Origin of the sequence: Micromonospora sp. NPDC050276 (genome assembly GCF_044459545.1) — a bacterium.
GTDB lineage: Bacteria > Actinomycetota > Actinomycetes > Mycobacteriales > Micromonosporaceae > Micromonospora.
This window is the reverse complement of the sequence record NZ_JBITJA010000008.1, coordinates 319,621-345,126: the sequence shown is the minus strand read 5'-3', so window position 1 is coordinate 345,126 and position 25,506 is coordinate 319,621. Positions and strand designations below refer to the sequence as shown.

The following is a 25,506-nucleotide window of genomic DNA, read 5'->3' as shown; positions in this document are numbered from 1 at the left end:
CGTTGTGCCCGTTGCGCGCGGGCCGGGGTCGTGCCTGTCGCGCCCGGCTGCCTCGGTCTCACCGGCGCGCCAGGCTGCCTCGGTCGTGCCTGTCGCCGTCCGGCTGGCGGGTCATCCCAGCCCATCCTCGCCGCAGCGCAACTTGCGGGGGGCGAGGTCAGGCGTGGCATGTCCGCATTGAGCGTTATGTCGGTACCGGCGAATCTAGATCGACTCGGGTTTCTTGATGTCGGGGTGTCGCGCCGTGCCGGATGCCCCGCTTTCAATGAAGGCGAGTGGATCATGCGCGCCGAGCAGTTTGTGGACCTTGGGCGCGCGACCGGTGCGGGCGATTTGTCCGGGTATCCGAGTCTCTGCGATGTGGTGGACCGCACCTGTGGGGCGGAATCGTGGCCGGGGTGGGGTCGTTACATACCCTGACGATCGCAGCACCACCGGCCGCCGCCCTGCCCCCCGGAGGGCTGGTCGGGCAGGTTGGAATGCCGGCCCGTGCCCGGTCGTTGTGGTCCCCACGGCCAACCGGCCACCCGCGTCGAGCAGGGCGCTGGCAGGTGGGCCGCCGGGAATGACCCCGGCCCCCGGGTCGTTACACCGGGACCCGGCGCCCCGGAGCCCCCGGGCTTGCGAGGTCGCCGTCCCCGACGCCCCAGTGAACGTGGGCGTCACCCCCCAAACCTTCCCCCCTTGTTTGTGCGGCGCCGGACGAGGTGCTCACACCCGTTACTGCCGTTCCCCCGATCGGCGTGGGCGGGTGTCCTACCCCCGAAGGAGCTACCCCCATGAACACGATCATTCGTAAGAGCGTGCTGTCGGTTGCTGGTCTCGCGTTCGCCGGTGGTGTGTTCGCCGGTCCGATCGCCGCGCACGCCAACCCCGTCGACGCCACCCCGGTCGCAATGGCGGTGCAGGCCGACAAGCCTGACACCGGCAAGCTGATCCCGCACGGTACCCAGGGCGAGCAGTCGCACATCACCCTCAACGACGAGCAGACCGCGAACGTGAAGGCGATCATCGCCGCGACGAAGAAGGCCGGCCTGCCCGAGCGGGCCGCGGTGATCTCGATCGCGACGAGTCTGCAGGAGTCGAAGCTGGAGAACCTGGGCCACCTCGGCGACGCCAACGACCACGACTCGCTGGGCCTGTTCCAGCAGCGCCCGAGCTCGGGGTGGGGCACCCCGGAACAGATCACCGACCCGCAGTACTCCACGACCGCGTTCCTGAAGGGCCTCAAGCAGGTCGACGGCTGGCAGGACATGCCACTGACCCAGGCCGCGCAGACCGTGCAGGTCTCGGCCTACCCGGACGCCTACGCCCAGTGGGAGCAGCAGGCCGCCGACCTCGTCACCCAGCACTGGAACAGCTGACCCCACAGCACCACAGCACCACCGAACAGCAGAACAGCCCGACACCGACCGCTGGCCGGCACCCGCAAACCCGGGGTGCCGGCCAACGGCATGTCCACGCTCCACGCCCGCGACGTACCGGAGTTGGGTGACCGGCGCCGGGTGATCCGATCGGCCGACGGGTACGTACCCCTGGACGGGGACCGGCGGAGGGATCGAGGCATGGCCGCAGTGGGGTACGGCGCGGATCGCGAACCGGAGTCGGCGCCCGAGCCCTCGGGCGCGGTGGCACCACGACGGTGGTCGACTGGTGCTCGTCTGTTGGTGGCTGCTGCCGCCGTCGTGTTGCTCCTGGGTACGGCGGCGGTCGCGGTGATCGTTGCCGACCCCGATCGCCTTGGCATGACCTACGCCGGCCAACCCGACGGCGCTCGCGCGGACGGTACTCGCGCCGATGATGTTCGCCCCGGCAGCCGTCCGGAGGGCGGCACTGACCCGGGCGCCGCTGGTGGTCGCCGCGGTGGTGCGGGTGCTGCCGCCGCGCAAGTGTTGACAGCGCCGCTGGCGGGTCGGCAGCAGGGCACCTTCGTGCTCGCGGATGGGCTGTCGTCGTTCGAGCTGCGGGTGGCCGAGTTGGGTGGTGACCTGTACCGGATCAGTACCCCGGCCGGCTCGGCTGTGTCGGGCCGACCGGCGGTGCGGGGGGAGACCGTGCGGCTTGACCTCGTGGAGTCCGGGACGCGCGGGCCGCGGACCGTGCGGGTGTTGCTCAACGAGCGGGTCGCCTGGCGTCTCCACCTCGTCGGCGGGGTGAGCAGCCAGGTGATGGACCTGCGCCGGGCCCGGCTGCTGGCCGTGGAACTCGCCGGCGGCTCCAGCCGCACCGAGATCCTCCTGCCGCCGATCACCGCCCCCGCCTCGGGTGACACCGCCTCGGGTGACACCGCCTCGGGCGACACCGCCTCGGGCGACACCGCCCCCGGCAACACCTCCGGCGGGAACCCCGGCGGCACCGCCAGCCCGCTGACCGTACGACTGACCGGTGGCACCAGTCAGCTCGACGTCCGGCTCCTCGGGGAGACTCCGGTGCGGGTTCGGGTGGGAGCCGGCGCCGGTTCGGTGGTGGTACGCGACGACCGCTGGGACGGGGTGGCCGCGGGTTCGGTGCTGGGTACGCCGGGTTGGGACCGGTCGGCGGAGCGCCTGTACCTGGACCTGGTGGCCGGTGCGAACAGCGTGTTCGTCTCCTCCAGCAACCAATAGGCGCGGCCGAGCCAGGCCCACGCCGAGCCAGGCGCACGCCGAGCCAGGCGCACGCCGAGCCAGGCGCACGCCGAGCCAGGCCCACGCCGACAAGCCCATGCCGAGACAGGCGCACGCCGAGCCAGGCCCAACGCCGAGACAAGCCCACGCCGAGACAAGCCCACGCGCACACGCTCACCGTGGTGAGCCCGACCGCACCTGCCGGGAAGCGCAGCGGTCGCGGGTGGGCGTGAGCGTACAGTCGGGCGGTGGAGCGTACTGAATCGATGCTGGCGCAGACCCGACCGCCTGGCGTGGCCGACGTCGATCCCGGCAGTGTGTTGTTGCCCGGCCACGACGTGCCGTTGGGTCGGTACACCACGGTGCGGCGGCTGCTGCCGCAGCGCGCTCGGCGGATGGTCGGGGCGTGGTGTTTCGTGGATCATTTCGGCCCGGACGATGTGGCGCAGCGGCCCGGCATGGAGGTGCCGCCGCACCCGCACACCGGCCTGCAGACGGTGACGTGGCTGCTCGACGGGGAGATCCTGCACCGGGACAGCCTCGGCAACGTGCAGCCGATCGTGCCCGGCCAGCTGAACGTGATGACCTCCGGCAACGGCATCGCCCACTCGGAGCGGTCGCCGGCCATCCATCCGCCGGTGATGCACGGCGTGCAGCTCTGGGTGGCGCTGCCCGACCCGGCGCGAGCCGGCGCGGCCGACTTCGCACACCACGCCGACCTGCCGCGCTGGCAGGACGGCGACCTGGACGTCACCCTGCTGGTCGGCGAGTTCGCCGGGGAGCGGTCACCGGCGGTGGTGCACACCCCGCTGGTGGGCGTGCAGCTGGAGCTGCGCGGCACCGCGCCGGCGACGCTGTCGTTGCAGCCCGATTTCGAGTACGCCGTGCTGGCGATGTCCGGGTCCGCGGAGGCGGCCGGGGTCGGGTTCGAGCCCGGGGCGCTGCTGTATCTGGGCTCGGGTCGCCGGGAGTTGACCGTGCGGGGCGGGGCCGGGGCCCGGTTGCTGCTGCTGGGCGGTACGCCGTTCGAGGAGCCGTTGGTGATGTGGTGGAACTTCGTCGGCCGCTCCCACGAGGAGATCGCCGCCGCCCGGGACGACTGGATGGCCGGCGATGCACGCTTCGGAGCGGTCGCCGACGATCCAGCGCCACCGCTGCCCGCGCCCGCCCTGCCCACCACCCGCCTCAAGGCCCGGGACCGCACGGGCGGCCTGCACGGTTGACGGGCCCGAGCGGCCGGTGTGCGACCCCGGTGGTGTGGGTAGTCGCCGGCATGGCGACCACTTTGATCACTCCGGTGGAGGACCGTAAACGTCTGGCGCGCCGGCTCGCCGGCAGCGGGCGCGGCTTCGCCGAGCAGTACGGGTTTCGGGTGACCAACAATCCGGCGAGCCTGTTCCAGGTGCTCTACCTGTCGGTGCTGCTGGCCCGTCGTGGTGACTTCCGGCGGGCGTTGGACGGGGCGCGGGCGTTGCGTGACGAGGGGTGGGACAGCGCGGCCCGGCTGGCGCGTTCGTTGCACGAGGACCGGGTGCGGGTGCTGCGTGACAGCGGCCAGCGTGGTGACGTGGACGCGCTGGCCGCCGTGCTGGGTGACCTGGCCCGGACGGTGGTCGAGCGGTACCGGGGTGATCTGCGGCGGTTGCGGGCGGTGGCGCATCACGACCCGGCCCGGGAGCGGGCGCTCCTCGCCGAGCTTCCCGGCGTGGACGACTCGGTTGTCGACCTGTTTCTCCGCGAGGCGCAGGCGCTGTGGCGGGAGGTGGCTCCGGTCGCCGACCGGCGGGCGTTGGCTGCCGCCCGCCGGCTCGGCCTGGGCCGGTCCGCGGCCGACCTAGCCGGCCTGGCCAGTGGCGAGTCGGAGCGGCTGGCCTGGTTGGTGGGGGCGCTGGCCCGGGTCGACCTGGAGCACCGGTACGCGGAGGTGGCCGGTCGAGCGTGACGTGCCGTGGCCCACACTTCGCCAGATTCTGACCAAACGGAGGATGCTCTGCCGTATGGTTGGACCCGGCAGTGCTGGCCGCTCGGTTCGAGCGGACCTCCACCGCCTGGTGACCGCGACCGGTTCGGATGCGGTTCACCGCCTGGGCAGGCTTGCGTGGCGCCCTAGGTCGCGGTTCGTGACCAGGGGCGCCCGCCTGTCCCGGCCCTTCGTTCGGCCCCGCCCCGTGTCGCGCTCCGGGGAGCCGCGCGGCCGGAAAGCGACAGCAAGCCGGCGTCTTCACCGGGCCAGACCCGCCAGCAGGTTCACCGTCACGGCGATGATGAACGCGCCGAACAGGTATGACACCAACGAGTGCCGCAGCACCGTGCGACGCATCTCGTTGCTGGTCAGGTTGGTGTCGGAAACCTGGAACGTCGTCCCGATGGTGAACGCCATGTACGCGAAGTCGGAGTAGCGCGGCGGCTCGGGCTGGTTGAAGTTCACCCCACCGTCCGGGCCGGTGTAGTAGATCCGGGCGTACCGGGCGGCGAACACGGTGTGCACCACGAACCAGGACAGCACCACGCTGAGCACGCCCAGACCGCTGTGCAGTTCCCGGGTCGTGCCGGGGGGCGCGCTCTGCGCGCTGGCCACGACCAGCCCGACGGCGAGCAGGCTGGCCAGGCAGGCGACGAGCAGCAGCGCGTCCCGGATCGCCCGGTTCGGGTCCTCGTGGACGGCCAGTTGGGCGGTGCGCTCGGCGTCCATCGGCCAGAGCTTGTGCCAGACCAGCACGAGCCAGCTCAGCGCGCCCACGTCCCAGCCGGCCAGCGCGGCGAGCGGCAGTGGCAGCACCAGCGTGAAGGCGCCGCCGGCGATGACCCCGACCACCGCCACCACGGCGAGCTGCCGCGCGGCGGGGAAGCGCACGTCCACCGGCCGGGCCGGGCCGCCGGTGTAGGTCATCGGTGACGGTCCTGCCGCCGGACTGTGGGCGTCACCGCTGGGTCAGATGCCGCGCAGGTGTTGCGAGACCCGGTTGTGCTTCTTGTCCCGGGCCTGCTCGGCACGCTGGGCGGGGCCCACCTCGGGCGCCGCCTCGATCCCGGCCGACCGGGCCACCTCGGTCCCGTTGGCGTAGTCCACCGGCGGCAGGGCGCGCAGCGCCTTCAGCACGTCCGGCGGGGCGCCCTCCCGTTCCGCTTCGCGGACCACGTCGTCCTTCTCGGCCGGGTAGTCCAGGCTCGACAGGTACTGCAGGACGTCGGCGTAGCTCGCCATGGCGTGGGCTCCCTCGGGCATCGATGTGGTGACGACCGGCGGCGGTTACCCGCCCGCCGGACGGTCACGCCCGCCCCGGAGGAGGAATCCCGGCGCCGTTTCTCCGCCGCCGCTTCGGGTACCCGCAATCGCCGACGCGAGCCCAAGGGAGTACGCGATGAACTACGACACCTTCATCGACCAGGTTTCCCAGCGCACCGCCACGTCGTCCGAGCGGGCGGTCGAGCTGACCCGGGCCGTGTTGGAGACGTTCGCCGAGCGGTTGACCGGCGGTGAGGTCCTGGACCTGGCCGCCCAGTTGCCCCAGCCGCTGCAACTGGTGCTCAAACCGAGCCCCAGCACCGAGCAGGCGGACCGGTTCGGCGCGGCGGAGTTCGTCGCCCGGGTCGCGTCGCGTGCCGGTGTGCAGGAGCCCGCCGCCCGGGATGCCACCCGGGCGGTCTTCACCACCCTGCGTGAGGCGATCACCGGAGGCGAGTTCGACGACGTGGCGACCCAGTTGCCGCGTGACTATCGGGAGCTGGTGGAGCAGGCGATGGCCCCGGGCGCGACGCTGCGCCGGGGCTGACCACGGCGGCTGACAGCGCCATCGCGGGGCACGCACAGCGGTTTACCAGGGCAACCATCGATGTACCGCTTGGCATGCCGATTCAGCCTGGCCTAACCTTGTCGTGCGAGGGGAGTACTTCCCACGAACCATTCCGGTCAGTACGGCGCGCCCGGCGCGCCTCGGGTGGTTGCCCACCAGGTGGTGGGTGAAGGAGACCTCGAACATGACGGTGTTCGAGGAGACCCCAGATGAGCCAAGTGTCATATCTGTCCGCCGCCAGCGACCTGTCGTCGGTGGGCACGCCCACGCTGTGGGCGGTCACCATCATCGGGGTCATCCTGCTGCTGGTGCTGGACTTCCTGGTCACGCGCCGCCCGCACGAGGTGTCCATGCGGGAGGCCGTCGGCTGGTCGGCGTTCTACATAGCGCTGCCGCTGGCGTTCGGCGCGTGGATCTGGTCCCGCTACGGCTCCGAGCAGGGCGTGCAGTACCTGACCGGTTACCTGGTGGAGAAGTCCCTCTCCGTCGACAACCTCTTCGTCTTCATGCTGCTGCTGGCGGCGTTCGCGGTGCCGGCGGTGCTCGCCCAGCGGGTGCTGCTCTACGGCATCGCCGGCGCGCTGGTGCTGCGGGCCGTCTTCATCGCCCTCGGCGCGGCGGCGTTGCAGACCCTCGACTTCGCCTTCCTGCTGTTCGCGATCATCCTCATCGCCACCGCGGTGAAGCTGCTGCGCGACGCCATGTCCGGGCATCAGCAGGAAGTCGACATCAACAAGATGCGGTCGGTGAAACTGCTGCGCAAGATCATGCCGGTGGTCGACGACTACCACGGCACCAAGATGACCGTCCGGCAGGGCGCGAAGCGGGCACTCACGCCGCTCGCACTGGTGGTGGTCGCGGTGCTGGCCACCGACATTGTCTTCGCGGTCGACTCGGTGCCGGCGGTCTACGGCATCACCGAGGACCCGTACCTGGTCTTCGCCACCAACGCGTTCGCCCTACTCGGCCTGCGGGCGCTCTACTTCGTCCTGCACGCGGCGCTGAGCCGGCTGGTGCACCTCAGCTACGGCCTGGCCATCATCCTGGCGTTCATCGGCCTCAAGCTGGGCCTGCACTGGGCGCACGGCATCTGGGACAGCGTGCCGCAGATCCCCACCCTCGCCTCGCTCGGCGTGATCATCGGTGTGCTGGTGGTGGTCACCCTGACCAGCCTGCGCGCGACCCGGGGCAGTGACCTGCCCGAGGACCGCAAGGTCGTCGCGGAACGGCACTGACCGCGCCGCGCCGGCTGACGACGGGGTACGCGGGAAAGCTCCCGCCCCGGCCGGCGCGGGTGGTACGACTGTGCAATGGGAATCGTGTCACCGGGCTTCCAGGGTCGGCCCCGAACGCAGGAGCCGGCCCTGCCACCCGGTCAGTATCTGACCGAGGACTTTCCGGTGCTCTCGGCCGGGCCGACGCCCCGGGTGTCCCTGGACACCTGGGAGTTCGTCATCTCCGCCGAGAACGGCAGCGAACACCGCTGGTCGTGGCAGGAGCTGATGGCCCTGCCGCAGGAGACGCCGACGGTGGACATCCACTGCGTCACCCGCTGGTCCAAGCTCGGCACCACCTGGCAGGGCGTCTCCCTGGACACGCTGCTCGCCGACGTCGACACCGGGGCGCACTTCGCGCTGGCGCACTCCTACGGCGGGTACACCACCAACCTGCCGCTGGACGACCTGCGCGGTGGTCAGGCATGGGTGGTGCACACCTTCGACGGCGCGCCGCTGCCCGCCGAGCACGGCGGGCCGGCGCGACTGCTGGTACCGCACCTGTACTTCTGGAAGTCCGCCAAGTGGGTGCGCGGCCTCCGGCTCAAGACGATGGACGAGCCGGGGTTCTGGGAGACCGCCGGGTACCACGACTACGGCGACCCGTGGCGCGAACAGCGGTACCAGGGTGACTGAGCGCGCCGTGGCGACGAGCACCCCGACCCGGACGCCCAACCGCTGGCAGGTAGGCCGGCTGGTGGAGCGCCGGGTCGAGACACCGACCGCGCAGACCCTGGTGCTGGAGGTGCCGGACTGGCCGGGGCACCTGCCCGGGCAGCACGTCGACCTGCGGCTCACCGCCGCCGACGGTTACCAGGCGGCCCGCTCGTACTCGATCGCCGGGCCGGCGGTGGACGGCCCGGGCGGCCCGCGCATCGAGGTGACCGTGCAGCGGGTGCACGACGGCGAGGTGTCCCCGTACCTCATTGATGTCTTTGGTGCCGGCGACCCGGTGGAGGTCCGCGGACCCCTCGGTGGTTGGTTCATCTGGCGGCCCGAGGAGACCGCGCCGGTGCAGCTCGTCGCCGGCGGCTCCGGCGTCGTGCCGTTGATGGCGATGATCCGGGCCCGGCGGGCGGTGGGCAGCAAGGCGCCGTTCCGGCTGATCTACTCGGTGCGCACGCCGGGCGACGTGATCTACGCCGACGAGCTGCGCCGTCGGGTCCGCGACGACTTCGGGCTGGACGTCGCGTACGTCTACACCCGCGAGGCGCCCGAGGGCTGGCGCGGCGAGCCGCACCGGATCGGGCTGGCGGACGTCAACACGCACGGGTGGCCACCGGACCTGGAACCGCTCACCTACGTCTGTGGCCCGACCGCGTTCGTGGAGACCGTGGCCGACCTGCTGGTGGGGCTCGGCCACCCGTCGCGCCGGGTCAAGACCGAACGCTTCGGCCCGACCGGCTGACCATCCGCTCGCCCACGCAGTGTCGAGGAGATTCGATGACCGAGATGTCGTACCTGGACGGCAACATGCTCGACGGCCCGATGCGTGAGCTGTTCACCGTCGACCTGAGCAGCGCGATGGGCCGCTGCGAAAACTGCGGGATGACCGGGTCGATGGCCAGCCTGCACGTCTACTCGCACGCCCCGGGTCTCGTCGCCCGCTGCCCCTCCTGTGAGGCGGTTATGGTGCGCCTGGTGCGCGGGCCGGACCGGGCCTGGCTGGACATGCGCGGCACCACCTTCCTCCAGGTCCCCATGCCGATGCAGCAGACGTTCCCCGGCCCGCTCTGACGGATCGGTTGCCCGGCTGGGGCAACATGGCCGGATGAGCACCGGTCGATGGCGTGGTGTGCCGCTCGCGGCCCGGTGCGTGGTGGCTGTCGCCGTGTTGGTCTTCGCCTACGGCACCGCGGTGCACGTGGTGCAGCTGCTCCTGCCCCAGTTCGGGCCGCAGCTCGCCCTGCCCGGGTGGCTGACGTTCTACTTCACGTCCCTGACGTTGTGGGATCCGTTGGCGGCGCTGCTGTTGGCCGCCCGCCGGGTGCAGGGGCTCGTGCTGGGCTGCGCGGTGCTGGTGACGGACGCGGCCGCGAACGGGTACGCCAACTACGTGCTGGACCCGGCGGGCGGGGTCACCCCGGGCCGGATCGGGCAGGCCGTCATCACCGCCCTCGCCGTCGGTCTCGTCGCGCTCACTCCGTGGCTAACACCGTGGTTCATCAGCTCTCGTAGTCGAAGCGGCAGGCCAGTTCAGACACGGAGGAGATCGTAGGCCCGGGCGAGGTCGTCGGCCCACGGCGAGTCGTAGTCACGTTCCCACGCGCGGTACAGGCGGTCGCGGGTCGCCGCTCGGCGTAACCAGTCGCCGAGGGCGCTCGGCTTCTGCCTGGCGAAGTTGAGTCTGCTGACCATCTCGGCCAGGTGACGGTCTGCCGACGGGGTGGGCGTGGCGTCCCAGACGTCGAGGAATCGTTCGATTCGCTCGCGGCCGCGCGTGCCGCGTCGAGGAAGGTCGCCGGATCGGTGAACGACCCGAGCCGCGGCGGGTGGTCGGCGAGCTAGGACCGCCACACCACATCGAGGTAGGCGTCGATGGCCTGCTGCTCGACGCGCGGCCAGGTGCGCCATTCCTGATAAGGGAGTTTGCCCAGAACGATGTCCGGGTCGAGGTCGTCGGAGCCGAGCAGGCGCTCAAGGAGCACGGGGAGCAGGGCCTTCACGTCCGCACGGCCGCCGACCGTGCTGCCGAGGCTGACGGTCAGTGTGAACAGGTCGTGCTCGTCGACCAGCACGGAGCCCCGGCAGTTTGGGCAGCCGTCGAGCACCGCGCGGAGAGGGTAACGGCCGAACGTGTCTCGAACGCCCGCCAGAGCCGCCCTCAGCTCGTTCTCCACCGGTCGATTCTCGCATCGACGACTCATTGCGCGGTGCCCGCGAGCAGCCACCGCCGGACCGGGATCTCCAACAGCACCCGCTCGCTGTCCGGGTTGACCTGCCTGCCGACGTCCCAGCCGTCGTACTTGCTCGCGAACGCCTCGACGACCGTGCTGGGGAACCCGGCCCGGTGCACTTGGGCGGCGCCTTCGGCCACCACGGGCGCGTTGCCGCTCTCCAGCGCCAGGGACACCCGTGGGTCGGCCACGACGTTGCGGGCCTTGACGCTGCGGCCCTCACAACCGACCCAGAACGTCGCGGAGAGGTAGACGAACCAGACCGGTGTCACGTGCGGGGACCCGTCGCGTCGCACCGTGCACAGCCAGACGTTCGACTCGTCGGTCAGTCGTACCTCGACGTCGGCTGGCGGGTGCGAGGGGGTGTGGCTCACCGGGCCAGTGGATCACGACGCCGCACGTCCCGACGACGACTTTCCGTCTGCTGTGAGGTCGCGTGCGGCCCGTCGGTTCAGGCAGTAGAGGGTTCGGAGATGGCGGTACCGGTACGGGCGGCCCGCGCGGCACCACCTTCCTCCAGGTACCGATGCCGATGGAGCAGACGTTCCCCGGCCCGCTCTGACCGTTCGGTCGGCGCTGCCCGGCTGAGGCAGACTGCCCGGATCGGGCAAACAGTCATCACCGTGCTCGCCGTCGCACTCACCCCGTGGTGGGCGCCGTGGTTCGTCCGTCCCACGATCCAGCACGTCAGTCCGGTGGTGGCGAGACGAAAGTCCGGCGGTACGGGGTCCAGCCGACGAACCGAGCGAACATCGCCTGCGGGCCGGGTGCCTCGGCGGGGTTGAGCCGGTAGAGGTCCCGGGTGGCCTCGTGCAGTTGCCCGCACAGGTAGATGGCCAGGCCGATCAGGTCGTGCTCGTGTTCGGCCTTCAGCACCAGCCGGGCGGTCGGGCAGGGCCACGGGCCGCCACAGGCCCGGCAGCCACCTCCAACACCGGCGACATCCGGTTACAACTGGTCAACCTGCACGGCGACGTGGCCGCGACGATCGACACGGCACTGCTGGAGCCGGAGTTCTACGGCTACGACGAGTTCGGCGTTCCAGTGGCCGGGCAGGCTGATCAGCGCTACGGCTGGCTGGGCGGCAAGCAGCGCTCCGGCGAGGCAATGGGCGACGCCATCCTGATGGGCGTCCGCCTCTACTCACCAGGAATTGGGCGCTTCCTCCGGATCGGCCCGGTCGACGGCGGTAACGCCACCGCCTACGACTACTGCGCAGGCGACCCGGTCAACTGCGTCGACCTCGACGGCAGATTAGGCTGGGGCAGCATCAAACGTGGCCTTTCCAAGGTCGCCAAGGTTGCCTCCTACGCCTCGATGATCCCCGGGCCCATCGGCACCATCGCCGGCGTGGTATCCGCCGTCTCATACGCAGCGACCGGCAACTGGCGCGAAGCCGCCCGGGCCATCGGTGGCGCTGCTGCGGCGATGGTCGGCGCGGGGGCTGCCGTGAAGGGGGCCCGCCTGGCAGTAGGCGCCGCCCGTGCCGCAGCTACGTAAGGCGCGCAAGATGCGCAAAGTGGCGAAGGGCTGCGAGGCTCGGGCGCTGCAACTCGTTCACGGCCGACACGCCGGTAATGATGGGCGATTATGCGCCCATTGCGAGCATCGGAATCGGCGATTACGTTGTGGCGGTCGACCCGGATACCGGAGCGGTCCACCAAGAAAGCGTTCTGGAGGTCTTCTCTGGTCGGCGGGGCATTCGCCCCGGCGATGTCCTGGTCGAGGATGGCGACGGTGGCGTCACGAAGGTTGGCGCAGTCGTCGACCGTGGCTGGGTGGCCGACAGTGAGGTCTACAACCTCAATGTCGCTGCTGTCCACACTTTTGTCGTCGCGGTAGACGGTATCGATGTTCTCGCCCACAACAACAGTGCGGTCTGCAAGCGCCCACGCGGTTTCCGTTCGGGAATCGCGAAAAAAGTACTCGACCGATCGCGAGACAGTAGCGGCGTTTCGCGCTGCACGACTTGCGGCATTCAGATCGGCGGGAAGGTTAAGCAAGGGAAACGGTGGTTCCGGGACTGGGACATCGACCACATCTACAAGTTGCGCAAGTTAAAGAAGCGTGGGCGAGCCGCAAGGCATTCCTGAACGCCTACAACCACCTGCTCAATCTTCGGGCAAGATGTCAGCAGTGTAACCGCGCCGACCAGTGACGTGCCGCTGAGGTGGGGGTCCGGCCGGACCCCCACCTCAGCCTTCGGTCGATTGCGTTAATCTAGGGGAACTACCAGAATGGGGCGATCATGGTGAAGTTCAGTCGCCGGGGAGCGGTTTCGCACGACGTCGAGAGTCATCTCCGCCAATTTCTCGGCAAACCTTTCAGCGTCCTTGATGAGGCTGTCCCTGATGGGGCTGTGATTCGTCTTCATGGATTCGCCGAGGTGCCGAATGACGGGCAGGTGACCATGGTCACGGATGGGCTGGCCAGCCTCGCCCGTCAGCGTGGCTGGGCTCGTCGGGACGGTTACGCCCAGGAGTTGCTCTTCGTGTTGGATGGCCAATTTATGGGCCCAGATATGCTGGACTTCGTGATGTCCTGCGCGGTGCGTTACGCGCAGCAGGGGCGACTCCTTTCGTGGGATGAGCCGATTCGCTTGGACGTCGACGTGCCGTCCAGCTTCGGGATGAGGTTTCTCCTGCCAACCCCGGCAGCCCTTTTCGAGGAGGATTTCCAGTTCGTCGCTGGCCCCACGGGTGAGACCAATTTCTGCCTGTTGGTACCCGCCTACGAGGTGGAAGCCGATCTTGTGGCGTCCCGGGGACCCGAGCATCTCTACGATGTCCTTGAGGAGCAGGACGTCGATATTTCCGACCTCCGGCGGTCAGCACTACGCACACGTGGGCACGGCCGAGCGGGCCAGCAACCAGCCGGCGATGCAGGTGGCACGCCCGAGCACGGCCTCACGTAGAAGTTGCGTTCACAGCCTTTTTCATCCTCGGTGAGCCGGTACTCGACATGAGGTGATGTGGTCTCGTGGTCGTGCCGCAGGACGAGCCCGTCGGCCTCCAACTCGCGCAGACGCTTTGTCGGCATCTTCTCGCCTTGAGATGGGCCAGGATCACCGGTCGCCATTTTCCGCCGACAACGTCGACGGCGAGCTCCACCGGGCAGTGGTATCGCTTGGGCATCGTGGCCTCCCTCGGCACGTACCAAATGGTGCGTACTTGATCATCACCGCTGCGGGTGTTGAGCTGTAGCCATGGTGATCGAGAACATCAGGTACCGCGTCCCGCAGGAAACGGCTGGACGGTTTCGAGGCGGCGTACGAGCGGGCCGCTGTCGCGTTACGTGCCGCGCCGCAGTGTATGGATTACGAGTTGAGCCGCTGCCTGGACGACCCCGCCTGCTACCTGCTGCGCATCACCTGGACATCTGTGGATGAGCACCTCAAAGGGTTTCGGGGCGGCCCGGTATTCGGGCAGTTCTTCGCTGCGATCAAGCCGTACGTTGAGGACATTCAGGAGATGCGGCATTACGCCCGAACGTCGGTTGCCGGCCCTGGTGGCGCCGCGCCGCCGAGCTTGTACCAGTGGGCCGGCGGCACCGACGCGTTCATGAGGCTCTGCGATGCCTTCTACCGCCTGGTCCGCTCCGACGACCTGCTTGCGCCGATGTTCGCGCACATGCACCCCGACCACGCCCGGTACGCAGTGCCGTGACCACGAACGTTCACGGTGTTGGTATGACACGCCGCGCGGACTGTCGGCCGGGCGGCGTTGTGCCGGTCAGGCTGTGGCGGTGGCAGATCTTGTACGTGTGCGGCGGCTGAGTGATCAGGAAGGTCAACAGCTGCTCAGAATCACTCGCCGGGGCACCGGCTCGGCGATCCGACTGAGGCGGGCGATGGTCGTGCTCGCCTCGGCCGGTGGGAACACGGTGCCGGCGATCGCCCGCCTGGTGCAGGCTGATGAGGACACGATCCGGCAGGTCATCCACCGGTTCAACGAGATGGGCATGGCGAGCCTGGCCCCTCAGTGGGCGGGTCGCCGTCCCCGCCAGATCAGTAGCGACGAAGAGCAGCTCATCGTCGCGACGGCCAACACCCGCCCCGAGAAGCTGGGGCGGCCGTTCACCCGGTGGAGCCTCCGCAAGCTCGCCGACCACCTGCACCTTCATGCCGCGCGTCGGATCGTGGTGGGGCGGGAACGGCTGCGGCAGATCCTGCACCAGCACCGGATCACCTTCCAGCGGACCAAGACGTGGAGGAGTCCACCGACCCGCACCGCGATGCCAAACTCGCCCGCATCGAGTACGTCAGCGCCCACTTCCCGCAGCGAGTGTTCGCCTTCGACGAGTTCGGACCCCTCGTGATCCGCCCCCAGGCCGGCACCGGGTGGGCACCCGCGGGCCATCCGCGCCGACTGCCCGCGAACTACCACAAGCTGCACGGCGTCCGACAGTTCCACGGCTGCTACTCCGTCGGCGACGACCAACTCTGGGGCGTCGTCCGACGTCGCAAGAGCGCCGCGAACACCTCGCCGCGCTCAAGTCGATCCGCGCCGCCCGCCCGGACGGGGCACCGATCTACGTCATCCTGGACAACCTGTCCGCCCACAAAGGCTCGAAGATCCGCAGGTGGGCGGCCCGGAACAAGGTCGAACTCTGCTTCACCCCGACCTATGCCTCCTGGGCCAACCCGATCGAGGCCCAGTTCGGGCCACTGCGCACCTTCGTCGTCGCCGGCTCCAACTATCCGAACCACCCGGCGATGACCCGAAAGCTGCAGGCCTACCTGCGGTGGCGCAACGTCAACGCCCGCCACCCCGACGTCCTGACCGCCCAACGCCGCCAACGCGCCCGAATCCGTAGCGAACGACAACGACGCTGGGGCCAACCCGCCGCACACGCAGCCTGACCCCAACACCTCAAACGTTCGTGTTCACGACACCAGCGACGGCGCCTGCACGTCGCGGACCATGCGAATCTCCCGCACGCCGTCCTCGACCTGGGCCGTCCCATCAGCAACGAAGCCGTGCTTGCGGTAGAACGCCTGCGCGCGAGGGTTCGGATCGGCGACCCACAGCGCCGCCGACTCCCCGGGGTCGATAACGGCCTGCAACAACGCCCGCCCAGCACCCCTACCGTGATCGGCGGCATGCACATAGAGCACATACAGCTGCCTCGCCCACGTCGCCGCAGCGTCCAGCGGCGGACCCGACATCGCGATCCCGACCAGCTTGCCCTCCCGCTCGGCCACAGCCGCCCGGTTCTCGCGATAGCGCTTGTCGGTCAAAGCAGCAGTCCAAAACCGTTCCCGAGCAGCCGGGAAACCCGGATCATCCAGCACCGCATCCGACATGAGTCCTCGATACGTCTCCTGCCAGCACCGAACATGCACACACGCCATCTGGGCGACGTCATCGACCCGGGCTGGGCGAACAGCCAGCAAGGAGCCCACCGCCGAATCCTAGGCCGCACCCAGATGCTCGCCAACATCCGGACTCGCGGCAACCGCCCAGCCGTCAGCCCGGGTGCCGTGTCACCCAACACCGCAAACGTTCTTGGTCATGGCAGTAGCGGTGTGGCTTGCCGAGGTCTTCGGCGGACCGGCCACCTACAGGATGGAGCACGGCGGCTACCTCCACATGCTCGGCCAGCACCTGGGCAGGACGATCAGCGAGGTGCAGCGTCGGCGGTGGGTCAACGTGATGATGGACGCTGCCGACGAGTCGGCCTACCCGATGACCCCGAGTTTCGCACCGCCTTCACGAGCTACCTCGAGTGGGGCACCCGGTTGGCGGTAGGCAATTCCCAACCGGACGCAGACCCGATCCGGCAGGCACCGGTCCCGCGCTGGGGCTGGGGTGTGGCCCCGCCCTACCGGGGATGACCCGCCAGATCCCGGCGAGGCACACGAACCAGACCGGCGTCAGGTGCGGGGAGCCGTCGCGGACCGCTTGACCCGAAACTCGGGTGCGGTCGACCTGGCACACCCCTAGGCTCCCGCTCCGACGGCTGGCATGACGTCCGGTCGGATGGGGGATGAGCGCAGCGATGACCACACACCTGTTCGCGATCAGCTTCGATGCGAGCGAGCCTCCGCGGCTCGCGCAGTTCTGGGCCGGGCTCCTGGGGCGGGAGATCGTCGACGATCCACACGACGGCGTCCTGCTCCTAGCCACCAACGACCACGATTTCCACCTCCGCTTCGCCCCGAACCAGCAGCCGAAGGTCGTCCAGAATCGGATGCACTTCGATCTGACCAGCAGTTCGCTGGAGGACCAGCGGCAGACGGTGGCCAGGGCACTGGAACTCGGCGCACGGCACATCGACATCGGCCAGGACCCAGACGACGATCACGTAGTGCTCGCCGACCCCGAGGGCAACGAGTTCGACGTCATCGGGCCGGGCAACAACTTCCTCGCCGGTTGCGGCTTCATCGGTGCGCTGGCCTGCGACGGATCGCAGCAGGTCGGGTACTTCTGGAGCCAGGCGCTGGGGTGGCCGCTGGTCTGGGACCAGGACGAGGAGACCGCGATCCAGTCGCCGCACGGCGGCACGAAGATCAGCTGGGGTGGCCCACCGCTGATGCCGAACGGCGGCCGGGATCGGGTGCGTTTCGACATCACCCCGGCTGCTGGCGACGATTGGCAGGCCGAGGTCGACCGGCTGCTCTCGCTCGGGGCGACCCGAATCGGCACCGACCCGGATGGGGTGGGCCGACTGGTGCTGGCCGACCCCGATGGTCAGGAGTTCAGCCTGCGGGCGGCCCGCTAGCTCGATCACCCGGTTGGACAATGGTCGTAACGGTCGGTCAGAGTGGTCCGCCGTGAGATACCTGCGTAGCGGTGGTCCCGCCGCGATCCGGCGGCCCCGGCCCACCGACGCCGACGAGTTCATCGCCGCGGCGCGGCGCAGTCGGGACCTGCACCACCCGTGGTTGGCCGCGCCGGCGACCCCCGAGGAGTACGACAGCTATCTGCGCCGGATCCGCCGCCGCGACAGCGCCGGCTACCTGATCTGCGACCGGGCCAGCGGCGCGATCGCCGGCTATGTGAACATCAGCGGGATCGTGCTCGGCGCGCTGCGTGGTGGCTACCTCGGGTACGCGGCGTTCCTGCCGTACAGCGGGACCGGGCACGCCTCGGCGGGCGTCGCCCTGGTGATCGACCACGCGTTCACCTCGGTCGGGTTGCACCGGCTGGAGGCGAACATCCAGCCGGGCAACGAGCCGTCCCGGCGGGTGGCCCGCAAGCTCGGTTTCCGGTTGGAGGGCTACTCCCCGGACTACCTGTTCATCGACGGCGCCTGGCGCGACCACGAGCGGTGGGCGATCACCGCGCCAACCCCCGCCTGACCGGCGGCCCGCCTCACGGGGTGGCGCGTCGGACGTTTGCCGCGGGCGTCGACGGGAAACGGCCCGCAATGACGAAACCTCGTGTGGTGATCGTGGGGGCCGGGTTCGCCGGTTACCACGCGGCGAAGACGTTGAGCCGGATCGCCCGGGATCGGGCCGAGATCGTGGTGCTGAACTCCACCGACTACTTCCTGTATCTGCCGTTGCTGCCCGAGGTGGCGGCCGGGGTGGTCGAGCCCAGACGGATCGCCGTGCCGCTGACCGGGACGCTCAAGGGCGTACGGGTGGTGGTCGGCGAGGCGGACCACGTCGACCTACAGAACCGTTGGGTGGGCTTCACCCAGGCCGAGGGGGAGAAGAACCGGCTGGCGTACGACCGGCTGGTGCTCGCCGTGGGTAGCGTCAACAAGCTGCTACCCATCCCGGGGGTGACCGAGTACGCGCACGGCTTCCGTGGCCTGCCCGAGGCCGTCTACCTGCATGATCACATCGTCCGGCAGGTCGAGCTGGCCGAGCAGGCCGAGGACCCGGCCGAGCAGCAGGCCCGGGCCACCTTTGTGGTGGTCGGGGCGGGCTACACCGGCACCGAGGTCGCCGCGCACGGGCAGTTGTTCACCGACGCGCTGCACGCCCAGCGGCCCCGGCTCACCGTCCGGCCCCGCTGGATGTTGCTCGACGTGGCGCCCCGGGTGCTGCCGGAGCTGGACCAGCGGATGTCGGACACCTCGCACAAGGTGCTCAACCGGCGTGGGGTGGACGTCCGGATGGGCACCTCGGTGGCCGAGGCGACCTGCGACGGGGTGAAACTCACCGACGGCGAGTACGTGCCGACCTGCACCCTGGTGTGGTGTGTGGGGGTGCGCCCCGACCCGTTCGTCAACGAGCTGGGCCTGCGCACCGACCGGGGCCGGCTGGTGACCGACGAGTTCCTCAACGTCCCGGGCTACCCCGAGGTGTACGCGTGCGGCGACGCCGCGGCCGTGCCCGACCTGGTCAACCCGGGGAAGGTCTGCGGGATGACGGCCCAGCACGCGCAGCGGCAGGGCAAGCGCGCGGCGTACAACATCGCCGCGTCGTACGGCTTCGGCCGGCGCAAGCCGTACAAGCACCACGATCTGGGCTGGGTCGTCGACCTGGGTGGCAAGGACGCGGCGGCGAACCCGTTGCAGGTCAACCTGGCCGGGCTGCCGGCCAAGGCGGTCACGCGGGCGTACCACCTGATGGCGATGCCGGGGAACCGTACGCGGGTCAGTGCCGACTGGGCGTTGGACGCCGCGTTGACCCGCTCGGCGGTCCAACTGGGTTTGGTGCCGGCGAACGCCGTGCCGTTGGAGAGCACCACACCCGAGGTCGCGAGCCGATCCCGCTGAGCGCTCCCGCGCCGGTCAGTCGGCGGACCCGGTCGGCCGCGCGGCCGGACCGGCCGGCGGGGCGGGCCGGAGCCGGCGCGGGCCGTACTCACGCAGCAGGGTCTGGACGATGCCGGCGGCGGGAATGGCCAGCAACGCGCCGAGCAGACCGGCCAGCTCCTCCGCGAGCAGCACGCTGACCAGCACCGTCAGTGGGTTCAGCCGCACCGCGCGGGACAGGATGAGTGGCTGGAGCAGGTGATTCTCCAGTTGCTGGTAGACCACGAAGAAGACCAGCACCACCACCCCGGCGGTGGGGGAGTGCAGGAAACCCGCCCCGGCCGCGATCACCGCCCCGAGGGTCGCCCCGACCAGCGGTATCAGGTCGGCGACCGCCACCAGCAGGGCGATCACGGCCGCGAACGGCACCCCGGTGAGGGCCAGCACCGCGTAGGTCAACACCCCGCAGATCACGCTGATCAGCAGGTTTCCGGTGAGATAGCCGGTGACGGTACGCGACACCTCCCGGCCCACCCGGCGCAGCCGCTCACCCTGACCGTCCCCGGCCGCCGCGAGCACGCCACGGGTGATCCGCGGCGCCTCCAACACCATGAGGTACGCGAGCACGATGACCGTGAGCAGCCCGGCGACCATCGGCTCCGACGCGCCTTCCCCGCCCGCGCCGCCGAAAACCCGGCATTGCGGGCGCAACGGCGATCAGGGGCGCGAGCTGCCGTCCGCGTCGGTGACGGGGTGGGCGCCGGCGACGAACGTGTTGAGCGCGTCGGCGTGCAGCAGACCGCCCGGCACCGGGTCGCGCAGGGCGGCCACCGCCAGTCGGGCCACCGGCAGCCCGCCGGGGCGGGAGGTCGCGGCCAGCACCAGGTTGCCGTACCGCCGGCCGCGCAGCATCCGGCGGTCGCCGATCACGCAGACGTCGGCGAAGGCCGCCCGCAGGGTCGCCACCTGCGCGCGGGTGCCGACCAACGGCGGCAGGTCCGTGACGTTGACCAGGTACAACCCGTCGGGACGCAGGGTGCGGGCCACCTCGGCGGCGAACTCGACGGTGCGGACGTGCCGGGGCATCCGGGCCGCCCGGTAGATGTCGGCGATCACCACGTCGTACCGACCGGCCGGGGTGGCGGTGAGCGCGTCGCGGGCGTCGGCGACCTCCACCCGCACCTCCGACGGCAGCGGTGGCAACTCCCGGGCGACCAACTCGACCACCGCCGCCTCCCGCTCGACCACCCGTTGCGAAGAGCCGGGCCGGGTGGCAGCCAACCAGCGGGGCAGGGTCAACGCGCCGCCGCCCAGGTGCAGGACGCTCAGCGCAGCGCCGGCCGGGGCGGCCACCTCCACCGCCGAGGCGATCCGCCGGACGTACTCGAAATGCAGGTGGCGGGGGTCCTCGACGTCCACGTACGACTGCTCGACCCCGGCGGACAGCAGTGTCCGCCCGGTCCGGCGGACCGGGTCGGCGACCAGCTCCAGCCGGTCGGCGGCGCGGTTCATATTCGGCACGCTAACCCAGTCCACAGTCCGTCCCGCCGGTGGCCCGGCCCGGCAGACGGGCCGGCGGCGCAGGGTTGCCCCCGCTCCGCCGGCCCGCCGATGTCACCGTGTCCGGTCAACCGCCGGCCATGCCGGCCCCCACCTCGTCGATCGCGTCGTCGATCTGGCGGGCGAGGTCCACGTCGAGCGCGGTCACCCCGTTGGCCTGGTTGGTCCGCACGGTCAACACCGCGGCGGTGTCTCCCGGACGTCCGATGCTCGGGCCACGGCCGTTGTCCTGGCGCAGCCGGTCGAGCCGGGCCAGCACCCGGTCCAGGTTGTCCGGCGGCAGCGCGACCACCCGGTAGAGGCCCTGGCTGTCGCCGGACCAGTAGGGCAGGTCGGCCAGCGCCGCGCTGATCTCGTCGGCGTCCAGGGTGGGTGTGGTGGTGGAGGCGCCCACCAGGCCGCCGCCGGCCTCCGGCGGGTTCAGCAGGTCGCGCAACCCGTCGGGTACGTGCAACGACTCGACCAGGTCGCCGTCCTGCTCGGCGAGCGCGGCCATCGTCGCCTCCGCCTGGTACCGGGCCTGCTCCGGGGTGTTGCCGCTGATCCGGCCCACCTCAGCCAGGAAGCCGGGCAGGTCCTGGTGCCGCTCGATGCCGTCGACCGGCACCACGTCGTGCAGCGACGCCGGCACCGCCGCGAGCAGCCGCTGCCGCTCGGCGGCCTCCAGGGCGAACGCGAGAACCAGCACGGTGGCCTCGGTGCCTACCTTGGCGGTCTTGAAGTCGACCCCGGCACGCCGCCGGACCTCGTCGACCAGGTCGTGATAGCCCATGCTGCCCACGCCGGCCGCGTCACTCGGCGGGGACGGTTGGGGCCTCGGATTGTCGGCGCTGCCGACCGCCGGCGGTGCCGGCCCACCGCGCGTGGTGTCCGGTTTGTGCGGTCCGGCCGGCGGTGGGCCGGCGCGCTTGCCCTGGTCCAGGCTGGTGAGCTGCTTGGAGGCGCTCAGGCTGGCGCCGATCTCGCTGGGCTGGCGATTCTGCTCGCGGGCCTGCCGGGCCAGCGCCCGGCGCCGCTGGTTGTCGCCCTCCATCTGCTTGCGCATGGTGGCACCCCTTCCGCTGGGGATCGTGGCTGCGCCAGTCGCCTTCCCGCCGTCCCGGAGAACGAAACGGAGCCCGCCGACCCGGGTCGACCCGGCTCCGCCACGCTTCATCCGGCACGGGTGAGGGGTGCTCACCCAACCGGCCCGCACGATCGGGTCAGGACCGGAGTTCTTCCGAGGTACGCGGAAGGAAGGCCGTCATGAAGGAGATCGTCGAGATCGTCCCCGCCCGCCCCGGCTGGTACGCCCGCTGGCAGGTCACACCCGAGATCACCAGGTGCTACCCGGTGAGCCTGTGGGCGCTGCTGGAGGAGGCAGACGGGACCGGCCGCGAGGTGATCGGCATGGACTGCATCGGTCAGTGGCCCGGCGCGGACGACAACGAGTCGGGTGGGCAGTTCGTCCGCTACCTGTACCAGACGCCCGATTCGGGAGAGCCCGAGGACGTCGAGTCGACCCCGACCGGCGAGCTGCGCGAGAACGGCCCCCGCCTCCAGCAGACGACGGCGCCCTAGACATTCCTCCGGCCCCCGACCCCAGGTCCCAGGGTCGGGGGCCATCCCCGTCTCGGGATGGCCGCGGATCAGCCGGTGGCGCGGACGTCGTCGTCGGCGTACGCCACGGCCAGCAACTCGCTCAGGCCCGTGCGATCGAGCATCCGCTGCAGTTGGGGGCTGACCCCGGTCAGGTCGACCAGAACCGGGGCGTCCCGTGTCGCCCACGGCGCCCGCCACCGGCCGTGAGATGCCGCTATCGGCGTCGCGGCGTAGGGTGGGTTGGAAGGTTTTGACGGTAGACGCCGGTTCCGGCATGGGTTCGGTGAACGACAAGGAGTGAGGCTCAGCTGGTGACTGCTTCCGACGTCAGGGACTGCGACCCGGGCGACGGACGGCAGACCACGCCGAGCACGACACGACCCTCGGCGTGGTCTGCCGACGTTCGTCCCCGCTCCCCGGAGGCCCTGCCGCCACTGGCCCCCGAGCAGGGCCAGGCCGCGCCCGACTGGGTCGAGGTCGTCGAGCATTTCCAGGAGGGCCTGGTGGTCTGCGACGCCGATGGCGTCGTGCGGCACGTCAGCCCGTTGGCCGAGCGGTTGCTGCCCGAGGTGACGCCCGGCGAGCTGCTCAGCGCGGCAGGTGTGCCGGGGCTGAGCGACGGCGCCGGGGGCGCCTTCACCCACCGCGGGCGTCGGCTCAACGCGCGCCAGGTGCCGCTTTCGGGTGCCCGCTGCTGCTGGTACGTCGAGGACGTCACTGACAGCGCCACCCGCGCCGACGCGCTGCTCGCCGAGCGGGCCCGCTCGGCGTTCCTGGCTGTCGTCGGCGACAAGCTGGGCAACCCGCTGCACCCCGACCGGGCCGCTGCCGCGGTGGTTCGACTCGCCGTGCCGACCCTGGCCGAGGTGGCGGTGCTGGTGCTCGCCCCGCGCGGCGGCCGGTCCCGCTGGTGGCGGGCCTCCCGTGCCGACGACGAGGCGCCGATGGTTCACAGCGGTGTGTTGGCCGGCGGTGAGCTGCCGGCCGCCATCGCCGAGGGGCTCACCGGGGTCGAGCCGCACGCGGTGGATTGGCTGGTCGAGCAGGCGGTCGACGCCGGTTGGCTGCCGGGGCTCGCCGGCACCGAGAGCGCCGCCCGGGTCGTTCCGCTGCCGGGTCGGGACGCGCCGGTCGGTGTGCTGCTGGTGGCCCGCCGCGCCACCCGCTGGTACGACGACGCCGACGTGGATTTGATCCGCGCGTTCGCGGCCCGGGCCGGCGCGGCGTTGACCACCGCGCTGCTCTATCGCGATCAGGCGGAGGTGGCCGACACCCTCCAGGCCAGCCTGCTGCCGGTCGAGCCGGTCGAGGCCGTCGGCGTGCAGTGGGGCACCGCGTACCGGCCCGCGCAGGCCGGGTTGCGCATCGGTGGCGACTTCTACGGTTCGCACCGACTCGCCGACGGCGGCTCGGTGTTCTTCCTCGGCGATGTGTCCGGCAAGGGCGTCGAGGCTGCCGTCTTCACCGGCCAGCTGCGTCAGTGCCTTCAGGCGCTGCACCGGTTGGAGTCGCACCCCGCGCGCCTGCTGCGGCTGCTCAACGACGCGCTGCTGGAGACGACCCAGGCACACGGCCAGGGCCGGTTCGCCACCATGGTGCTCGGCGTGGCCCGCCCGGAGCGCGACGGTGGCCTCACCCTCACGATGGCCGGCGGCGGGCATCTGCCACCGCTGGTGCTGCGCGCCTCCGGCGAGGTGGAGCAGGTGTCGCTGCGCGGCATGCTGATCGGCGTGGTGCCCGACCCCCGGGTCGGCGAGGTGACCGTGCGGCTGGCACCGGGCGAGACCTGCCTGCTCTACAGCGACGGGGTGACCGAGGCCCGCGGCGGCCGGCGCGGCGACGAGCAGTTCGGTCCCGAGCGGCTGGTCACCGCCCTGACCGGCTGTCAGCGGATGCCCGCTCCCGCCCTGGCCGAGCGGGTCGAGCAGGTCACCTGCGACTGGCTGGGGCACGGCGACCACGACGACATCGCCGTGCTGGCGCTGCGGGCGGCCGGCCTGGATGGGCGCGGGGCCCGGCACCTGCACGCGGTGCCCACCGCCGTCGACCAGACCGAGGGAGCTGACGCGTGACCGCCGCCACGACCGCCGCCGACCTGGACGGCGCGTACTCCGGCTATCTGGACTGCCTCGCCGACGCGGACGAGTACGCCGCGACCGACCTGGCGATCGGCCTGCTCGACGCGGGCGTCCCGGCGGAGCGGGTGCTGCTCGACCTGGTCGCTCCCGCCCAGGCCGAGGTGGGCGAACGGTGGGCGCGCAACGAGTGGAGCGTCGCCCAGGAGCACGCGGCCACCCACATCAGCGAGCAGGTGGTGGCGGCGGTGGCCGCGCACGTCAAACCCCGGCCGACCGGCGGTCGGGTCGTGGTCGCCTGCATGGACGGCGAGTGGCACGCCCTGCCGCCCCGACTGGTGGCGGAGGTGCTGCGGTTGCGTGGGTGGCAGGTGACCTTCCTGGGCGCCAGCGTGCCGGCGGCGCACCTCGTGTCGTATCTGCACCGCTACGACGCGCACGCGATCGCGTTGGCGTGCGCGCTGCCGATGCGGCTGCCGTACGCCCACCGGATGATCGAGGCATGCCGCCGCTCGGACGTGCCGGTGGTGGTCGGTGGGCGCGGCTTCGGCGCGGATGGCCGGTGGGCGCGCCGGCTCGGCGTGGCCTGGGCGCCGGACGCGTCCTCGGCGGCCGAGCTGATCGCTGACGAGCGGGCGCTGCGCGCGGTGCCGCCGGCGCGGCTGACCCACCTGGCCGACGACGAGTACGCCGGCCTGGTGCGCCGTCGTGGCGAGCTGATCGACAGCGCGTTGGCAGCGCTGCGGGACCGGGTTCCGGCGGCACGCGCGTACACCGCCGTCCAGCTCGACGCGACCATCAGCGACCTCGGTCACGTCGTGGATTTCCTGGCCGCCGCGGTCTACGTCGACGACGCCTCGTTGTTCACCGAGTTCGTGGAGTGGCTGACGGGGATTCTGCGGAGTCGTGGGGTGCCCGTTGGCGCGATCGCCCTGCCCTTGGAGCACTACGCCGCCGCGTTACGGGACTTCCCCCGGGCGCAGCGGGCGCTGGCGCGGGGATGCGCGGCGCTGCCCGCCACCGCCCGCTGAGCGGCGTCCGGATCGATCCGGCCACCTCTGCGTATA

The 25,506-nt window shown here is 70.9% G+C and carries 31 protein-coding genes and 2 pseudogenes; 22 read left to right on the top strand and 11 right to left on the bottom strand.

The annotated features are described in order from the left end of the window. The first annotated feature begins 779 nt into the window (after positions 1-779). From ACIBF8_RS20345 to ACIBF8_RS20330, 4 genes are all read left to right on the top strand, one after another. The gene (locus tag ACIBF8_RS20345; protein WP_396784780.1) at positions 780-1,364 is read left to right on the top strand and encodes a hypothetical protein; all 585 of its coding nucleotides are present in this window, start codon (positions 780-782) and stop codon (positions 1,362-1,364) included. Between the two features lie 90 nt (positions 1,365-1,454). Further along, entirely contained in the window at positions 1,455-2,606 is a 1,152-nt protein-coding gene (locus tag ACIBF8_RS20340) for a hypothetical protein (protein ID WP_396784779.1), read from the top strand. A 248-nt stretch (positions 2,607-2,854) separates the two neighbouring features. Then, a complete protein-coding gene (locus tag ACIBF8_RS20335) occupies positions 2,855-3,829 on the top strand; it encodes a pirin family protein (RefSeq protein WP_396784778.1) in 975 nt (324 codons plus the stop codon). Positions 3,830-3,879: 50 nt separating this feature from the next. After that, on the top strand, positions 3,880-4,548 hold the full coding sequence (locus ACIBF8_RS20330; protein WP_396784776.1) for a hypothetical protein: 669 nt from the start codon (positions 3,880-3,882) through the stop codon (positions 4,546-4,548). Positions 4,549-4,827: 279 nt separating this feature from the next. Here the strand turns inward: ACIBF8_RS20330 and ACIBF8_RS20325 are convergent, their stop codons facing one another. Together ACIBF8_RS20325 and ACIBF8_RS20320 are read right to left on the bottom strand one after the other, a co-directional pair. After that, a complete protein-coding gene (locus ACIBF8_RS20325) occupies positions 4,828-5,496 on the bottom strand; it encodes a DUF1345 domain-containing protein (RefSeq protein WP_396784775.1) in 669 nt (222 codons plus the stop codon). Between the two features lie 42 nt (positions 5,497-5,538). Next, a complete protein-coding gene (locus ACIBF8_RS20320) occupies positions 5,539-5,811 on the bottom strand; it encodes a DUF2795 domain-containing protein (protein WP_030332551.1) in 273 nt (90 codons plus the stop codon). A gap of 157 nt (positions 5,812-5,968) precedes the next feature. On the opposite strand from ACIBF8_RS20320, the gene ACIBF8_RS20315 reads away from it, so the two are divergent. The 6 genes from ACIBF8_RS20315 to ACIBF8_RS20290 all read left to right on the top strand — a co-directional run bounded on the left by ACIBF8_RS20315 (position 5,969) and on the right by ACIBF8_RS20290 (position 9,892). Then, complete coding sequence (locus ACIBF8_RS20315) at positions 5,969-6,379, top strand: DUF2267 domain-containing protein (protein WP_396784774.1); 411 nt, start codon at positions 5,969-5,971, stop codon at positions 6,377-6,379. A gap of 230 nt (positions 6,380-6,609) precedes the next feature. After that, positions 6,610-7,635, top strand: coding sequence for a TerC/Alx family metal homeostasis membrane protein (locus ACIBF8_RS20310; protein WP_396784772.1), 1,026 nt, complete (start codon positions 6,610-6,612; stop codon positions 7,633-7,635). Positions 7,636-7,710: 75 nt separating this feature from the next. Then, positions 7,711-8,310 (top strand): sulfite oxidase-like oxidoreductase, encoded by a 600-nt coding sequence (locus ACIBF8_RS20305; protein WP_396784771.1) that lies wholly within the window; start codon positions 7,711-7,713, stop codon positions 8,308-8,310. 7 nt (positions 8,311-8,317) lie between these two features. Next, on the top strand, positions 8,318-9,082 hold the full coding sequence (locus ACIBF8_RS20300) for a ferredoxin reductase (protein WP_396784922.1): 765 nt from the start codon (positions 8,318-8,320) through the stop codon (positions 9,080-9,082). A 35-nt stretch (positions 9,083-9,117) separates the two neighbouring features. Continuing rightward, positions 9,118-9,411 carry a DUF6510 family protein gene (locus ACIBF8_RS20295; RefSeq protein ID WP_396784770.1) on the top strand — a complete coding sequence of 98 codons (294 nt, stop codon included), beginning with the start codon at positions 9,118-9,120 and terminating at the stop codon, positions 9,409-9,411. A gap of 34 nt (positions 9,412-9,445) precedes the next feature. Then, positions 9,446-9,892, top strand: coding sequence for a hypothetical protein (locus tag ACIBF8_RS20290; protein WP_396784769.1), 447 nt, complete (start codon positions 9,446-9,448; stop codon positions 9,890-9,892). On the opposite strand, the gene ACIBF8_RS20285 is transcribed toward ACIBF8_RS20290, so the two are convergent. From ACIBF8_RS20285 to ACIBF8_RS20270, 4 genes are all read right to left on the bottom strand, one after another. After that, on the bottom strand, positions 9,871-10,032 hold the full coding sequence (locus ACIBF8_RS20285) for a hypothetical protein (RefSeq protein ID WP_396784768.1): 162 nt from the start codon (positions 10,030-10,032) through the stop codon (positions 9,871-9,873). The genes ACIBF8_RS20290 and ACIBF8_RS20285 overlap by 22 nt on opposite strands. Before the next feature lie 146 nt (positions 10,033-10,178). After that, positions 10,179-10,514, bottom strand: a complete 336-nt coding sequence (locus tag ACIBF8_RS20280) for a hypothetical protein (RefSeq protein WP_396784766.1) — start codon at positions 10,512-10,514, stop codon at positions 10,179-10,181. 23 nt (positions 10,515-10,537) lie between these two features. Next, positions 10,538-10,945 carry a pyridoxamine 5'-phosphate oxidase family protein gene (locus ACIBF8_RS20275; RefSeq protein WP_396784765.1) on the bottom strand — a complete coding sequence of 136 codons (408 nt, stop codon included), beginning with the start codon at positions 10,943-10,945 and terminating at the stop codon, positions 10,538-10,540. Between the two features lie 313 nt (positions 10,946-11,258). Beyond that, positions 11,259-11,447: a hypothetical protein gene (locus ACIBF8_RS20270; protein WP_396784764.1), complete on the bottom strand. Its 189-nt coding sequence runs from the start codon at positions 11,445-11,447 to the stop codon at positions 11,259-11,261. Between ACIBF8_RS20270 and ACIBF8_RS20265 the strand changes: the two genes are divergently transcribed. The 3 genes from ACIBF8_RS20265 to ACIBF8_RS20255 all read left to right on the top strand — a co-directional run bounded on the left by ACIBF8_RS20265 (position 11,424) and on the right by ACIBF8_RS20255 (position 13,485). Continuing rightward, positions 11,424-12,071 (top strand): RHS repeat-associated core domain-containing protein, encoded by a 648-nt coding sequence (locus ACIBF8_RS20265; protein ID WP_396784763.1) that lies wholly within the window; start codon positions 11,424-11,426, stop codon positions 12,069-12,071. The two genes, ACIBF8_RS20270 and ACIBF8_RS20265, sit on opposite strands and share 24 nt — an antisense overlap. A gap of 80 nt (positions 12,072-12,151) precedes the next feature. After that, entirely contained in the window at positions 12,152-12,664 is a 513-nt protein-coding gene (locus tag ACIBF8_RS20260; RefSeq protein WP_396784761.1) for a hypothetical protein, read from the top strand. A gap of 155 nt (positions 12,665-12,819) precedes the next feature. Next, positions 12,820-13,485, top strand: a complete 666-nt coding sequence (locus tag ACIBF8_RS20255) for a suppressor of fused domain protein (RefSeq protein WP_396784760.1) — start codon at positions 12,820-12,822, stop codon at positions 13,483-13,485. 80 nt (positions 13,486-13,565) lie between these two features. Here the strand turns inward: ACIBF8_RS20255 and ACIBF8_RS20250 are convergent. Then, a pseudogene (locus ACIBF8_RS20250) lies at positions 13,566-13,610 on the bottom strand (hypothetical protein); the annotation flags it as partial. Between the two features lie 209 nt (positions 13,611-13,819). Here ACIBF8_RS20250 and ACIBF8_RS20245 point away from each other — a divergent pair. Continuing rightward, positions 13,820-14,236, top strand: a complete 417-nt coding sequence (locus ACIBF8_RS20245; RefSeq protein WP_396784921.1) for an antibiotic biosynthesis monooxygenase — start codon at positions 13,820-13,822, stop codon at positions 14,234-14,236. A gap of 79 nt (positions 14,237-14,315) precedes the next feature. Next, positions 14,316-15,432: pseudogene (locus ACIBF8_RS20240) on the top strand (IS630 family transposase). Between the two features lie 24 nt (positions 15,433-15,456). Here ACIBF8_RS20240 and ACIBF8_RS20235 read toward each other — a convergent pair. Further along, positions 15,457-15,876, bottom strand: coding sequence for a GNAT family N-acetyltransferase (locus ACIBF8_RS20235; RefSeq protein WP_396784758.1), 420 nt, complete (start codon positions 15,874-15,876; stop codon positions 15,457-15,459). A gap of 208 nt (positions 15,877-16,084) precedes the next feature. Here ACIBF8_RS20235 and ACIBF8_RS20230 point away from each other — a divergent pair, with 208 nt between their 5' ends. The 4 genes from ACIBF8_RS20230 to ACIBF8_RS20215 all read left to right on the top strand — a co-directional run bounded on the left by ACIBF8_RS20230 (position 16,085) and on the right by ACIBF8_RS20215 (position 19,244). After that, positions 16,085-16,321, top strand: coding sequence for a hypothetical protein (locus ACIBF8_RS20230; RefSeq protein WP_396784756.1), 237 nt, complete (start codon positions 16,085-16,087; stop codon positions 16,319-16,321). Between the two features lie 250 nt (positions 16,322-16,571). Beyond that, entirely contained in the window at positions 16,572-17,294 is a 723-nt protein-coding gene (locus tag ACIBF8_RS20225; protein ID WP_396784754.1) for a VOC family protein, read from the top strand. A gap of 52 nt (positions 17,295-17,346) precedes the next feature. Then, the gene (locus tag ACIBF8_RS20220) at positions 17,347-17,874 is read left to right on the top strand and encodes a GNAT family N-acetyltransferase (protein ID WP_396784752.1); all 528 of its coding nucleotides are present in this window, start codon (positions 17,347-17,349) and stop codon (positions 17,872-17,874) included. Positions 17,875-17,942: 68 nt separating this feature from the next. Next, complete coding sequence (locus ACIBF8_RS20215; RefSeq protein ID WP_396784750.1) at positions 17,943-19,244, top strand: NAD(P)/FAD-dependent oxidoreductase; 1,302 nt, start codon at positions 17,943-17,945, stop codon at positions 19,242-19,244. A gap of 15 nt (positions 19,245-19,259) precedes the next feature. On the opposite strand, the gene ACIBF8_RS20210 is transcribed toward ACIBF8_RS20215, so the two are convergent. From ACIBF8_RS20210 to ACIBF8_RS20200, 3 genes are all read right to left on the bottom strand, one after another. After that, entirely contained in the window at positions 19,260-19,877 is a 618-nt protein-coding gene (locus ACIBF8_RS20210; protein ID WP_396784748.1) for an AI-2E family transporter, read from the bottom strand. Positions 19,878-19,940: 63 nt separating this feature from the next. Then, positions 19,941-20,735, bottom strand: a complete 795-nt coding sequence (locus ACIBF8_RS20205) for a spermidine synthase (protein ID WP_396784747.1) — start codon at positions 20,733-20,735, stop codon at positions 19,941-19,943. A gap of 115 nt (positions 20,736-20,850) precedes the next feature. Further along, entirely contained in the window at positions 20,851-21,828 is a 978-nt protein-coding gene (locus tag ACIBF8_RS20200; protein ID WP_396784746.1) for a DUF2267 domain-containing protein, read from the bottom strand. A gap of 200 nt (positions 21,829-22,028) precedes the next feature. Here ACIBF8_RS20200 and ACIBF8_RS20195 point away from each other — a divergent pair, with 200 nt between their 5' ends. From ACIBF8_RS20195 to ACIBF8_RS20185, 3 genes are all read left to right on the top strand, one after another. Continuing rightward, a complete protein-coding gene (locus tag ACIBF8_RS20195) occupies positions 22,029-22,343 on the top strand; it encodes a hypothetical protein (protein ID WP_396784745.1) in 315 nt (104 codons plus the stop codon). 332 nt (positions 22,344-22,675) lie between these two features. Beyond that, positions 22,676-24,436, top strand: a complete 1,761-nt coding sequence (locus ACIBF8_RS20190; protein ID WP_396784743.1) for a PP2C family protein-serine/threonine phosphatase — start codon at positions 22,676-22,678, stop codon at positions 24,434-24,436. Continuing rightward, the gene (locus ACIBF8_RS20185; protein WP_396784742.1) at positions 24,433-25,470 is read left to right on the top strand and encodes a B12-binding domain-containing protein; all 1,038 of its coding nucleotides are present in this window, start codon (positions 24,433-24,435) and stop codon (positions 25,468-25,470) included. Before ACIBF8_RS20190 ends, ACIBF8_RS20185 begins: the two co-directional genes overlap by 4 nt. The last annotated feature ends 36 nt before the right edge of the window (positions 25,471-25,506 follow it).